Origin of the sequence: Variovorax endophyticus, assembly GCF_025376855.1 — a bacterium.
Taxonomy (GTDB): domain Bacteria; phylum Pseudomonadota; class Gammaproteobacteria; order Burkholderiales; family Burkholderiaceae_C; genus Variovorax.
Genome location: NZ_JAHUTH010000005.1, coordinates 23,757 through 37,016 on the forward strand (window position 1 = coordinate 23,757; position 13,260 = coordinate 37,016).

Annotated in this window: 11 protein-coding genes; 7 read left to right on the forward strand and 4 right to left on the reverse strand. The window is 70.5% G+C overall.

Annotated features, from left to right (window positions below; all coding sequences use genetic code 11):
• Window positions 1-15 precede the first annotated feature (15 nt).
• From pbpC to KV106_RS08080, 5 genes are all read left to right on the forward strand, one after another.
• Entirely contained in the window at window positions 16-2,349 is a 2,334-nt protein-coding gene (gene pbpC / locus KV106_RS08060) for a penicillin-binding protein 1C (protein ID WP_261208818.1), read from the forward strand.
• A gap of 73 nt (window positions 2,350-2,422) precedes the next feature.
• On the forward strand, window positions 2,423-3,778 hold the full coding sequence (locus KV106_RS08065) for an esterase-like activity of phytase family protein (RefSeq protein WP_261208819.1): 1,356 nt from the start codon (window positions 2,423-2,425) through the stop codon (window positions 3,776-3,778).
• A 162-nt stretch (window positions 3,779-3,940) separates the two neighbouring features.
• A complete protein-coding gene (locus KV106_RS08070) occupies window positions 3,941-4,246 on the forward strand; it encodes a DUF3649 domain-containing protein (protein WP_261208821.1) in 306 nt (101 codons plus the stop codon).
• A complete protein-coding gene (locus KV106_RS08075) occupies window positions 4,243-5,916 on the forward strand; it encodes a PepSY-associated TM helix domain-containing protein (RefSeq protein ID WP_261208822.1) in 1,674 nt (557 codons plus the stop codon). Before KV106_RS08070 ends, KV106_RS08075 begins: the two co-directional genes overlap by 4 nt.
• Entirely contained in the window at window positions 5,916-6,281 is a 366-nt protein-coding gene (locus KV106_RS08080) for a DUF3325 domain-containing protein (RefSeq protein WP_057593263.1), read from the forward strand. Before KV106_RS08075 ends, KV106_RS08080 begins: the two co-directional genes overlap by 1 nt.
• Window positions 6,282-6,288: 7 nt before the next feature.
• Here the strand turns inward: KV106_RS08080 and KV106_RS08085 are convergent, their stop codons facing one another.
• Window positions 6,289-7,356: an aldo/keto reductase gene (locus tag KV106_RS08085; protein WP_261208823.1), complete on the reverse strand. Its 1,068-nt coding sequence runs from the start codon at window positions 7,354-7,356 to the stop codon at window positions 6,289-6,291.
• Between the two features lie 131 nt (window positions 7,357-7,487).
• Here KV106_RS08085 and KV106_RS08090 point away from each other — a divergent pair, with 131 nt between their 5' ends.
• Complete coding sequence (locus KV106_RS08090) at window positions 7,488-8,462, forward strand: LysR family transcriptional regulator (RefSeq protein ID WP_261208825.1); 975 nt, start codon at window positions 7,488-7,490, stop codon at window positions 8,460-8,462.
• Here KV106_RS08090 and KV106_RS08095 read toward each other — a convergent pair.
• The 3 genes from KV106_RS08095 to speD are packed head-to-tail and all read right to left on the reverse strand — an operon-like array spanning window position 8,404 to window position 10,961.
• Window positions 8,404-9,801 (reverse strand): aminopeptidase P N-terminal domain-containing protein, encoded by a 1,398-nt coding sequence (locus KV106_RS08095; RefSeq protein WP_057593260.1) that lies wholly within the window; start codon window positions 9,799-9,801, stop codon window positions 8,404-8,406. The two genes, KV106_RS08090 and KV106_RS08095, sit on opposite strands and share 59 nt — an antisense overlap.
• A gap of 30 nt (window positions 9,802-9,831) precedes the next feature.
• Complete coding sequence (locus tag KV106_RS08100) at window positions 9,832-10,545, reverse strand: nucleotidyltransferase family protein (protein WP_261209526.1); 714 nt, start codon at window positions 10,543-10,545, stop codon at window positions 9,832-9,834.
• Between the two features lie 29 nt (window positions 10,546-10,574).
• Complete coding sequence (speD, locus tag KV106_RS08105; RefSeq protein WP_057593259.1) at window positions 10,575-10,961, reverse strand: adenosylmethionine decarboxylase; 387 nt, start codon at window positions 10,959-10,961, stop codon at window positions 10,575-10,577.
• Window positions 10,962-11,133: 172 nt separating this feature from the next.
• Here speD and KV106_RS08110 point away from each other — a divergent pair, with 172 nt between their 5' ends.
• Window positions 11,134-13,236 carry a transketolase family protein gene (locus tag KV106_RS08110; protein ID WP_261208827.1) on the forward strand — a complete coding sequence of 701 codons (2,103 nt, stop codon included), beginning with the start codon at window positions 11,134-11,136 and terminating at the stop codon, window positions 13,234-13,236.
• The last annotated feature ends 24 nt before the right edge of the window (window positions 13,237-13,260 follow it).

A 13,260-nucleotide genomic window follows, 5' to 3' on the forward strand; every position in this document is an offset into this window, starting at 1 on the left:
GGAGCGGAACGCGGCATGACCCGGACCTTCGCGCGTCGGGCCCTGGTCGCGGGCGTGCTGCTGGCCCTGCTGCTCGCGCTGCTGCGGCTGTGGCCTCATGCCCCGCTCAGCGAGACCGTGGGCAGCTCGCGCGCCGTCTACGCGCGTGGCGGCGAGCTGCTGCGGCTCACGCTCGCGGCCGACGAGCAGTACCGGCTGTGGGTGCCGCTCGATCGCATCTCGCCCACCCTGATCGACGCGGTGCTGCTCTACGAGGACCGGCGCTTCTACGCCCACCCGGGCGTCAATCCCGCGGCGCTGGTGCGCAGCGCCTGGCGCATCGCGAGCGGCGAGCGTCGCCAGGGCGGCTCCACCCTCACGATGCAGCTCGCGCGCCGGCTCTACGGCATCGACAGCCGCACGGCCGGCGGCAAGGTCGCGCAGATCGCCGCCGCGCTGTGGATCGAGGCGCGCCACGGCAAGCGCGAGATCCTCGAGGCCTACCTCAACACCGCGCCCTACGGCGGCAACATCGAGGGCGTGCAGGCCGCGAGCCTGATCTATTTCCGCAAGGATGCCGCCAGGCTCAGTCTGCCCGAGGCGCTCACGCTCGCGGTGATTCCGCAGAACCCGGTCAAGCGCATCGCCGAGCGCGGCCGCAACACCGAGCTGCAGGCCGCGCGCGAACGCCTCTGGGCGCTGTGGGCCGAGCGCGATCCCGCCGCGCGCCAGCATGCGCCCGACGCGCAGCTCGTGCTCTCGGCGCAGTCGCGCGGCAGCCTGCCCTTCCTGGCGCCGCACCTCACCGACATGTTGCTCGCGCAGCCGCGAAGCGATGCCGGCGTCGCGGCGCCGGTCGAGATCCGCGCCACCCTCGACCTGCGCATGCAGTCCACGCTCGAGCGCGTGATGGCCCAGTACCTGCGCACGCATGCCGACGTCGGCATGAACAACGCGAGCGCGCTGCTGCTCGATGCCTCGACCATGCAGGTGCGCGCGCTGATCGGCTCGGCCGACTGGCACGACGACGCCATCGCGGGCCAGGTCAACGGCACCCAGGCCAAGCGCTCGCCGGGCTCCACGCTCAAGCCCTTCATCTACGCGCTCGCGCTCGACCAGGGCCTGCTGCATCCGAAGACCATGCTGAAGGACGCGCCGACCGCCTTCGGTCCCTACACGCCCGAGAACTTCGACCATCGCTTCGCGGGACCGTTGGCGGCACAGGAGGCGCTGATCCGCAGCCGCAACGTGCCCGCGGTCGCGGTGGCCGCGAAGCTCTCGAAGCCGGGCCTCTACGACTTCATGCGGCTGGCCGGCGTGCAGAAGCTGCAGAGCGAATCGCACTACGGCCTCGCGCTGGTGCTCGGCGGCGGCGAGGTCACGCCCGAGGAGCTCGCGGGCCTCTACGGCACCCTGGCCAACGGCGGCATCGCGCAGCCGCTGCGCTACACCGAGCCCGCGCCCGACGAGCGGCCCGCGCAGCCGCTGCGACTGCTGAGCGAGGAGGCCTCGTTCATCACGCTCGACATGCTGCGCCAGACGCCGCGCCCCGACACCACCTTGCCCGCGCGGCCCGCCATCGCCTGGAAGACCGGCACCTCCTGGGGCTTTCGCGATGCCTGGACCGCGGGCGTGTTCGGCCGCCACGTGCTGGTGGTGTGGGTCGGCAACTTCGACGGCAGCAGCAACCCCGCGCTGGTGGGCGTCGACGCAGCCGCGCCGCTGTTCCTGCGCATGGTCGACGCGCTGCGCGCCGAGCGGCTCGATCCCGGCGAGGTCGCGACCACGCAACCGGCCAACCTGCGCCAGGTCGAGGTCTGCGCCGCCACCGGTGGCCTGCCCGATGCGCTGTGCCCGGTGCGCACGCGCACCTGGTTCATCGCCGGCAAGTCGCCGATCCAGGTCAGCAACCTGCACCGCGCCGTGTGGGTCGACGAGACCACGGGCAAGGTGGTCTGCGGCCCGCAACCGAACGCGCGGCAGCAGGTGGTCGAGCAATGGGGCAGCGACATGCGCCGCCTGTTCCGCCAGGCCGGCCTGCCGCGCGCCAGCGTACCCGCCGACGGCTGCGATGAGAAGGACGCGGGCGCGCCCGAGGCGGCCCCGCTCATCAGCTCGCCGCTGCGCGGCGTGCGCCACACGCTGCGCGTGGCCAGGCCCGAGCCGCTGGTGCTGCGCGCCGAGGCCGCGGCCGGCACGCAGACCCTCTACTGGTTCGCCGACGACGCGCTGGTCGGCCGTGCCGCGCCCGGCGAGGGCATCGCCTGGATGCCCGACCTGGCCGAGTCGGGGCGGCGCTACGTGCTGCGCGTGGTCGACGACCAGGGGCGGGCCGAGTCGCGTGAAGTGATCGTCGATATCGCACCTTAGTGGCAGTCATGTCACCGCGGCGTCACGCGTGGTCGGCAAGGTCTCGCGTTTTCGACTCGGACTCCCGACCTCCATGAAGAAGACGCGCCTTTCCCTCCTCGCCCTGGCCGCCGCCGCTGCGTTCGCCGCCACCGGTGCCTCGGCCCAGACCGCCTTCCCCGCCACCCTCGCCGGCCATGCCGTGCTGCCCGCGCAGAGCTTCGTCGCCGCGCCCAAGGACGCACCGGCCGACCTGCAGGTCAGCGGCAAGTTCACCACGCCGAAGCGCGTGGAAGCCATCGGCAGCGTCGAGGGCCTCTCGGGCGGCCGCGGCACCGGCGTGTCGCTGCCCTTCAAGGGCCAGCCGCTGCAGGGCCACTCGGGCATCAAGAAGATGGACGACGGCAGCTTCTGGATCCTCACCGACAACGGTGCCGGCGCGAAGGCCAACTCGCCCGACTTCATGCTCTACCTCAACCACTACAAGGTCGACTTCAAGAGCGGCAAGTTCCAGCGCCTGGCCACCGTGTTCCTGCACGACCCCGACAAGAAGGTGCCGTTCCGCATCGTCCACGAGGGCAGCAAGCAGCGCTACCTGACCGGCTCCGACTTCGATCCCGAGAGCTTCCAGTTCGCCGGCGGCGCGCTGTGGATCGGCGAGGAGTTCGGGCCCTACCTGATCAAGGCCGACCTCAAGGGCAAGGTGCTCGCCGTGTTCGACACCCAGGTCGACGGCAAGGTCGTGCGCTCGCCCGACAACCCCGCCGTGACCACGCCCGGCGTGCCCGGCGGCGCGGTCGAATTCCAGATCAAGCGCTCCAAGGGCTTCGAGAGCATGGCCGCCTCGAAGGACGGCAGCAAGCTCTACGCGCTGCTCGAAGGCCCGGTGTGGAACGCCGAGGCCAAGGACTTCGAGAAGGTCGAGGGCAAGGAAGCGCTGCGCGTGCTCGAGTTCGACGTGGCGGGCGAGAAGTGGACCGGCCGCCACTGGAAGTACGTGCTCGAGGCCAACGGCAACGCCATCGGCGACTTCAACATGATCGACGGCACCACGGGCCTGATCATCGAGCGCGACAACGGCGAAGGCACCAGCGACAAGGCCTGCCCCGAAGGCCAGAAGCGCAACGACTGCTTCCACGACATCGCGAAGTTCAAGCGCGTCTACAAGGTCGAGCTCGGCGACGCCAACGTCGGCGGCCCGGTGCGCAAGATCGGCTACATCGACCTGCTGAACATCGCCGACCCCGACAAGCTCGCGCGCAAGCCGCTCAACGACGGCGTGCTCAAGTTCCCGTTCTTCACCATCGAGAACGTCGACGTGGTGGATGCCACCCACATCGTCGTCGGCAACGACAACAACCTGCCCTTCTCGAGCAGCCGCGAGCCGAACAAGGCCGACGACAACGAGCTGGTGTTGCTGGAGGCGGGGGCGCTGCTGCAGGCGAAGTGAGCGGCGGGAACGCCCGCTATCGCCCTGCGCCCGGGTCGAGATAGCAGGGTGTTTCCTTGGGGAAATCGTGCCAGATGAGTATTATTCTCATTCTCCAGGCCTTGGCCTTTCCCCTTTTTCCATGACTTCCCGAACGACTTCGCACGCCGTCCGGCGCGCGGCGTGAGCGCCGGCCTGCGCTACCGCCTCGGCGTGGCCTCGCGCGCCGTCGCCGCCATCGCCGGCGGCTACGGCGTGGCCGCGCTCTCCGCCGCCGCGCTCGCGCTGTGCCTGCCCGCCGCCTTCGGCATGGCACGAAGCGAAGCCGCGATGACCGGCACGCTGGCCTCCTTCCTCGTGTTCGCGGTCGCGGTGATGTGGGTGTTCGCGGCGCGCAGCGCATGGCGTGCCTGGATCGGCCTGGTCATCGCCGCGGCGCCGCTGGGCGCGCTGCTGCTCGTGTTGCCGACGCCGGGAGCGGGCGCATGAAGGAAGGCTTCCGCCAGTCGATGGCCTGGCTGCACACCTGGTCGGGCCTCCTGGTCGGCTGGGTGCTGTTCATGGTGTTCGCGGCCGGCACGGCCTCGTACTTCAAGGACGAGATCACGCTCTGGATGAAGCCCGAGCTACACGGGCTCTCGCGCGCGCCGGTGCCGCAGGCGCAGGCCACCGAGGGTGCCTACGCCTATCTGCAGCAGCATGCGGCCGATTCGCCGCGCTGGTTCATCACGCTGCCCACCGAGCGCGAACCCTCGACCAGCCTGTTCTGGACCCGGCCCGCGCCGCCGGCCGGCTCGCCGCCGCGCGACCGGCGCGACCGCTTCGGCCGCGCGGTGCTCGACGCGGCCAGCGGCCAGCCCTCGGCGGCGGTGCGCGAGACGCGCGGCGGCGAGTTCTTCTACCGCCTGCACTTCGACCTGCACTACATGCCCGCGATCTGGGGCCGCTGGATCGTCGGCTTCTGCGCGATGTTCATGCTGGTGGCGATCCTCAGCGGCATCGTCACGCACAAGCGCATCTTCAAGGACTTCTTCACCTTCCGGCCGAAGAAGGGCCAGCGCTCCTGGCTCGACGCGCACAACGCGACCGCGGTGCTGGCACTGCCCTATCACGCGATGATCACGTACACGGGCCTGGTCACGCTGATGTTCATGTACATGCCCTGGGGCCCGCAGGCGGCCTACAAGGACAGCGGCGGCACGCAGACCTTCTTCTCCGAGGCCTTCGCGGGCGGCGTGCGCGAGCAGTTCAAGGCCGCGGGCCAGAAGGCGCCGATGGCACCGGTCGCACCGATGCTCGCGCAGGCTTCCGCGCACTGGGGCGGCGCGCCGGTCGGCCGCCTCACGGTCAACTCGCCGAACGATGCCAATGCGACGGTCATCGTGCGCCGCGCCGAAGGGCCGCAACTGGGGTCCGAGCAACCGTCGATGGTCTTCAACGGCGTGACCGGCGCCCTGGTCGGTGCCTACGGCGACAGCATGCGGCCCGCCGTCGAGACGCGCAGCGTGCTCTACGGCCTGCACATCGGCCGCTTCGGCGATCCGCTGCTGCGTGCGCTGTTCTTCATCTCGGGCCTCGCGGGTTGCCTGATGGTCGCCACCGGCCTCCTGCTGTGGGCCGTGAAGGAGCGCCAGAAGTTCGCGAAGCGGCTCAAGCAGGGCGGCCGCGTGAGCTTCGGCCTGCGGCTGGTCGACGGGCTCAACCTCGGCGCGATCGCGGGCCTGCCGCTCGCGATGGCCGCCTTCTTCTGGGCCAATCGGCTGGTGCCGTTCGACACGGCCGACCGCGGCGCGGCCGAGATCGGCTGGTTCTTCGCGGTCTGGGGCGCGGCCGCGCTGCTGGGTCTCGCGCGGCCCACGCTGCGCATGTGGCAGGCGCAGCTCGCCGCGGGCGCGCTGCTGTTCGCGCTGCTGCCGGTGCTCAACGCCTTCACCGGGCCGGCGCCGCTCACGGTCAGCCTGCGTTCGGGCCCGAGCGCCGTCGCCGGCTTCGACCTGGTGTCGATCGCGCTGGGCCTGGGGCTCGCGGGCGCGGCCTGGATGGTGGAACGCAAGCGGCGCAAGGCCCTGAGCGTTTCGGCGAAAAAAACCGCGAAGGCCGGCCCGGCCGATGGCGCGGTGGAATCGCCTTCGCTCGCCACCTCGGGCCAGGGATCGTGATGAACGCCTTGCTGATCGCGACGGTGTTCGCCGCTTCGCTCGCGGGCTTCTGCGCGCTGGGCCTCGCAATGGACCGCCACAGCGAGGACGTCTTCGGCCGCGGCAGCACGCCCGGCCCGTGGCGCCGCTGGCTGCAGCTCGGCGGCAGCGTGGCGCTGTGCCTGTCGCTCGTCGCCAGCCTGCGCGCCGCCGGCCATTCGATCGGCTGGGTGCTCTGGTTCGGCGCGCTCACGGCGGCCGCGCAGACGGTGGTGGGGCTGTTGAGCTATGCGCCGCGCCGCTTCCACTGGGTGGCGTCGGCGGCGGCGGCGATCGCGGTGCTGGCGGGGCTCGGGTGCCTGGTGTTGGCCGCGCTGGGCGACTGAGCCTCTCTCACTCCCCGCGGCGCGTCGAGGTGCCGCCATGCAGCACCCCCTGCGTCATCGGCAGCGCCATGAAGTCGTGCGGAAACCCCAGTGCGATCGCGCTCGCCGCATCAAGCCGTCGCAGCGCCTGTGCATCGAGTTCGATCTCGAGCGCTCCGAGGTTGTCCTCGAACTGCGCGAAGGTGCGCGCGCCGATGATCGGCATCACCGTCGGCCCGCGCCGGTGCAGCAGCCAGGCCAGCGCGATCTGCGCGCTCGAGCGGTCCTGCTCCTTCGCGATCTGTGCCACCACGTCGGCGATGGCGAGGGCGCGTTCCGAGAGCGCGCCGTTGCCCACGGCCACGTCCTTGCGCGTGCCGGTCACGCGCGGGTCGAGGCCCTTGGCGTGGTCGAGGTCGGCGCGGCTGTACTTGCCGGTCAGCACGCCACTGCCCAGCGGCGACCAGGCCATCACGCCGAGGCCGAGCTCGCGCGCCATCGGCAGCAGCTCGCGCTCCACGGTGCGCTCGATCAGGCTGTACTCGATCTGCAGTGCCACCAGCGGCGCCCAGCCGCGCAGTTCGGCCAGGGTCTGCATGCGCGCGACCTGCCAGGCGGGCGTATCGGAGATGCCCGCGTAGAGCACCTTGCCCGCGCGCACGAGGTCGTCGAAGGCGCGCATCACTTCGTCGAAGGGCGTCAGGCCGTCCCAGATGTGCAGGTACAGCAGGTCGATGTAGTCGGTGCCCAGGCGCTTCAGGCTGGCCTCGACCGAGCGCACCATGTTGCGCCGGTGGTTGCCGCCCGCGTTGGGATTGCCGGGCTGCATGTTGAGCGTGTACTTGGTGGCCAGCACCACCGACTCGCGCCGGTCGGCGAGGAACTGGCCCAGCAGCCGCTCCGAGCTGCCGTTGGTATAGAAGTTGGCGGTGTCGACGAAGTTGCCGCCGCGTTCGAGGTAGGCGTCGAACATGCGGCGCGATTCGCCGGCGTCGGCACCCCAGCCCCAGTCGCTGCCGAAGGTCATGGTGCCGAGCGAGATCGGGCTGACGCGCAGGCCCGAGCGGCCGAGAGTGAGGTAGTCGTCGAGTTGCATGGGGATGTCCTTTCGAGGGGGGAAGGCGCCGCGGTGCGCGAGCGCCATGGACTCGAATGTCGTTCCACCATTGCATTGGAAAAATACCGCTGTGCTTGATGCTTTGTGAAGCCTCTCTTCATAATGCCCACATGTCCCCCGACCTTCTCCCCGCCATCGCCGCCTTCGCCCGCGTGGCCCATCACGCCAGCTTCACGCGCGCGGCCGAGGAACTCGGCGTCTCGCCCTCGGCGCTGTCGCAGACCGTGCGCACGCTCGAGGCCAAGCTCGGCGTGCGGTTGCTCGACCGCAGCACGCGCAGCGTCGGCGCGACCGAGCTGGGCCGGCAGTTCCTCGAGGGCGTGCGGCCGGCGCTCGCGGCGCTGGCACAGGCAGTGGAAGGCATCGACGAGGCACGCGACAAGCCGGCGGGGCTGCTGCGCCTGAACGTGGCGCGGGTCTCGGCCGAGCTGCTGCTCTATCCGCACTTCGGCGATTTCGCCGCGGCCTATCCAGACATCGTGCTCGAGCTGGTCTGCGACAACCGCATGGTCGACCTGGTCGAGGGCGGCTTCGATGCGGGCATCCGGCTCGGCGAGAGCCTGGCGCAGGACGTGGTGGCGCTGTCGATCGCGGGGCCGCAGCGCATGGTGAGCTTCGCCGCGCCGCGTTACCTGGAGGGACGGACGCCGCCGCGCACGCCCGAGGACCTGCGCGAGCACCGCTGCCTCAACTTCCGGCTCACGACCGGCGGTCTCTACCGCTGGGAGTACGCGCAGGACGGCCGCGAGCTCGACGTGGAGGTGGCGGGGCCGGTGATCGCCAACGACAGCGAGGTGCTGCTGGCGGCCGCGCGCGCCGGCGCGGGCATCGCGGTGGCCTTCGAGGGCACGGTGCGCGAGGACTTCGACAGCGGCCGGCTGGTGCCGCTGCTCGAGCCGTGGTGGCCGACCTTCCCGGGCTTCTATCTCTACTACCCGAGCCGCGCGCAGATGCCGCGCAAGCTGCGGGTGTTCATCGACTTCCTGCAGGCGCGGCATGCGCCGCAGGCCCCGCAGCGCGCGGCGCTCAGGCCCGCATCAGCGCCTCGATCTCGTCCGCCTTCACCGGCACGCCGCGCGAAATGAGCTCGCAGCCGGTGGCCGTGACGATGGCGTCGTCTTCGGTGCGGATGCCGATGTTGTGGAACTGCTCGGGCACGCCGTCGGCGGGGCGCACGTAGATGCCGGGTTCGAGCGTGAGCACCATGCCGGGCTGCAGGATGCGGCTCGGGCGGTTCTTGATGAGTTCGTTCGACAGCGGATCCTTGCGTTCGCTGACCTCGCCGACCTGCGTGGGCTCGACGTAGCTGCCGCAGTCGTGCACGTCCATGCCGAGCCAGTGGCCGGTGCGGTGCATGTAGAACTGGAAGTAGGCGCGGCTGTCGATCACGTCGTCGAGGCCACCGACCTTGTTGGCGTCGAGCAGGCCCAGGTCGAGCATGCCCTGCGCGAGCACGCGCACGGCGGCGTCGTGCGGGTCGTTGAAGCGGTTGCCGGCCTTGGTGGCGGCGGCCGAGGCGTCCTGGCTCGCGAGCACGAGGTCGTACAGCGCCCGCTGCGGGCCGGTGAACCTGCCGTTGGCCGGAAAGGTGCGCGTGATGTCGCTGGCGTAGCCGTCGAGCTCGCAGCCGGCGTCGATCAGCACCAGCTCGCCGTCGCGCACGGGCGCGGCATCGGCGCGGTAATGCAACACGCAGGCGTTGGCTCCGGCCGCGACGATGGAACCGTAGGCCGGGTACTGCGAGCCGCCGAGGCGGAACTCGTGCAGCAGCTCGGCGTCGAGGTGGTACTCGCGCACGTCCTTGCCCTCGCGCAGCATGCGCGCCGACAGCTGCATCGCGCGGATGTGGGCGCGGGCGCTGATCTGGGCGGCGCGGCGCATGATGTCCTGCTCGTGCGCGTCCTTCACGAGGCGCATCTCGTCGAGCGGGCCGCACAGGTCGCGCTGCTCCTCGGGGCACAGCGCGCCGTAGCGCACGCGCGCGCGCACCGACTGCAGCCAGCCGTCGACGCGGGTCTCGAGGCCCTTGTGGGTGGCGAACGGATACCAGACGACCGAGCGGTTCTCGAGCAGCTTGGGCAGCTTCGCATCGAGCTCGGTGACCGAGAAGGCCTCGTCGAGGCCGAGCGCCTCGGGCGCGGCGTCGGGGCCGAGCCGGTAGCCGTCCCAGATCTCGCGCTCCAGGTCCTTGGGCGCGCAGAACAGCGTGGCGCGGCCGTCGCCGCCGAGCACCAGCCAGGCATTGGGCTCGGTGAAGCCGGTCAGGTAGTAGAAGTAGCTGTCGTGGCGGAACAGGAAGTCGCTGTCGCGGTTGCGCTGGCGTTCGGGCGCGGTCGGGATGATCGCGATGCCGTCCTTGCCCAGTTGCGAGGCGAGGCGAGCGCGGCGCTCGGCGTAGATCTTCTTGGTGTCGGTGGTGGTCATCGCGTGGAGACTTCCTGTGAGACGGGCTGGCTACGAAGGCCGGTTGAGTTCGGCGAGGCGCTCGGGCGTTCCCACGTCGGTCCAGGGGCCGGTGTAGAGCTCGGCGCTCACCAGGCCATTGTCCATCGCGGCACGCAGGATCGGCGCCAGCGGGGCTTTGACGCCGCCGGGGTTGCCGCCAGGGATGGCGCAGTACGGCGGCGCGAACAGCGCGGCGCGGTACAGGCCGATGGTCGAGAAGGTGTGGCGCGGGCCGTCTTGCGTGTTGAGCGCGAGGCCCTCGGCCGAGAGGCCGAAGTCGCCCTTCGGGTTGTGCGCGGGATTGGGCACCAGCCACAGGTGCGCGAGCTTGCCGCCCGCCACGAAGCGCTCGACCGCGGCCTGGGTGAAGACGAAGCCGGGCGCGAACACGTCGCCCGCCGCGACCCAGAACGGATCGCCCAACAGCGGCAGCGCGCGCACGATGCCGCCCGCGGTCTCGAGCGCGCCGCCGAAGTCGCGGGCCTCGTCGGAGTATGAAATCGATAGCGGCACCTGGCCACCCAGCAACGGTTTCGGGCCGAAGTGGCTGGAGATCCGGTCGCCGAGCCAGGCGGTGTTGAACACCAGCTCGGTGAAGCCGCCGGCCGCCAGCGCCTCCATCGGCCATTGCATCAGCGGCTTGCCGCGAACCTCGAGCAGGGGCTTGGGGGTGGTGTCGGTCAGCGGCCGCATGCGCTCGCCGCGACCGGCCGCGAGCACCATGGCCTTGGCCGCCACCGTCGCGTTCCCGCTCAAGCGCCGGCCGCCACGCGCCCGCGTTGCAGCTCGTTGCGTTCGCTGTGGCGCGGGCGGAACAGCGAGACCAGGCAGTCCATCAGCGCATGGGCCTTGGCCGAGTGGTCGCCGCCGAAGTTGCAGACGTAGACGTCGAGCGTGACGGCGCGCTGCTCGGGCCAGGTGTGCAGGCACAGGTGCGATTCGGCCAGCAGCACGGTGGCGGTGACGCCGCCCGGGCCGTGCGCGGTGGCCGGGAAGCCGTGGACCAGCTTGCCCACCGGCTGCAGCCCCGCGGCCGACACGGCCTTGAGGCAGACGGCGCCGAGCGCCTCGCCGTCGGTGAGCCACTGCGCGCCGCATTGGCAGTCGTGAAGGTCGGCGGTGAGGTGCAGCCCGTGCATATGTCCGCGACTTTAGTACATCGCCCATGCGGGAAAACGCGGGTCCGGCCGGCTGCGCAAAATAAGCGCAGAGGGGTGTAAAGAGGCTGTCGGTGCCGGTTCGGGCTCGCCCGGTAAAATCGCGGGTTCTCCCGAGTCCCACCCACCCAACTCCCCCGAAAGTTCCCTGCCCATGGCCAACCAAGCCCTGATGGCCAACGCGATCCGCGCGTTGGCGATGGATGCCGTTCAACAAGCCAACTCCGGACATCCGGGCGCACCGATGGGGATGGCCGACATGGCCGTCGCGCTGTGGGGCGAGCACCTGCGCTACAACCCCGCCAACCCGCACTGGTTCGACCGCGACCGCTTCGTGCTGTCGAACGGACATGCCTCGATGCTGCTGTACGCGGTGCTGCACCTGACCGGCTACGACCTGCCGATCGACGAGCTCAAGAACTTCCGCCAGCTGCACAGCAAGACCGCGGGCCACCCCGAGGTCGACGTGACCCCCGGCGTGGAAACCACCACCGGCCCGCTGGGCCAGGGCATCACCAATGCCGTGGGCTTCGCGCTGGCCGAGAAGCTGCTGGCCGCCGAGTTCAACCGCCAGGGCCACGACATCGTCGACCACCACACCTACGCCTTCCTGGGCGACGGTTGCATGATGGAAGGCATCAGCCACGAAGCCTGCGCCCTGGCCGGCGCCTGGCACCTCAACAAGCTGATCGCGCTGTACGACGACAACGGCATCAGCATCGACGGCCAGGTCAAGCCCTGGTTCATCGACAACACGGAACAGCGCTTCAAGGCCTACGGCTGGAACGTCATCGGCCCGATCGACGGCAACGACGCCCAGGCCGTGTCGAAGGCCATCGCCGAGGCGAAGAAGGAAACCTCGCGCCCGACGCTGATCGCCTGCAAGACCACCATCGGCAAGGGCAGCCCGAACCGCGCCGGCACCGCCAAGGCGCACGGCGAGGCGCTCGGCGCCGAAGAGATCAAGCTCACGCGCGAAGCCCTGGGCTGGACCGCGCCGGCCTTCGAGATCCCGACCGAGGTCTATGCCGACTGGAACCACAAGGACGAAGGCCACCGCGTCGAGACCGACTGGAACGAGCGCTTCGCCGCCTACGCCGTCGCCTATCCCGAGCTGGCCGGCGAGTTCACGCGCCGCATGAAGGGCGAGCTGCCCAAGGAATTCCACCAGGTCGCGTTCGACACCGTGGTGGCCGCGCACACCAAGGCCGAGACCGTGGCCAGCCGCAAGGCCAGCCAGCTCGCGCTGGAAGCGTTCACCGCCGCGCTGCCCGAAATGCTCGGCGGCAGCGCCGACCTGACCGGCTCGAACCTCACCAACACCAAGAGCACGGCCGCGCTGCGTTTCGATCCGAAGACCGGCGCCGTGGTGCTGAACGTGCCGGCGGTCGAGGCCAAGCCCGCCGCCGAAGACGAAGCCAAGCCGGCAGCGCCGGCCGAAGTCCCGCACGGCACCATCGGCCGCCACATCAACTACGGCGTGCGCGAGTTCGGCATGGCCGCGATCATGAACGGCGTGGCGCTGCATGGCGGCTACATCCCCTACGGCGGTACCTTCCTGACCTTCAGCGACTACAGCCGCAACGCGATCCGCATGGCCGCGCTGATGAAGCGGCGCGTGATCCACGTGTTCACGCACGACTCCATCGGCCTGGGCGAAGACGGCCCGACGCACCAGTCGATCGAGCATGCCGCCTCGCTGCGCCTGATCCCGAACCTCGACGTCTGGCGTCCGGGCGACACGGCCGAGACCGCCGTGGCCTGGGCCGTGGCGCTGCAGAACCAGTCGCGCCCGACCGCGCTGCTGCTGAGCCGCCAGAACATCGCCTACGCACCGAAGAGCGAACTCGGCGACATCAGCCGCGGCGCCTACGTGCTCGCCGAGCCGGAAGCGGTCGGCCTCAAGAGCAAGAAGACGGCTGCCGTCATCATCGCCACCGGCTCCGAAGTGCAGCTCGCGCTGGCCGCGCAGAAGCTGCTGGCCGAGAAGAAGATCGCGGTGCGCGTGGTGTCGATGCCCTCGACCACCACCTTCGACCGCCAGGACCTGGCCTACAAGAAGGCCGTGCTGCCGAAGAAGCTGCCGCGCATCGCGGTCGAGATGGGCTGCACCGGCGGCTGGTGGAAGTACGGCTGCGCCGCCGTCGTCGGCATCGACACGTATGGCGAATCGGCACCCGCGCCGGTGCTGTTCAAGCACTTCGGCTTCACGGCCGAGAACGTCGCCGCCACGGTCGAGGCCGCGCTGCGCGACTGAGGCAGAGCGTCTTCCGTCCGATCA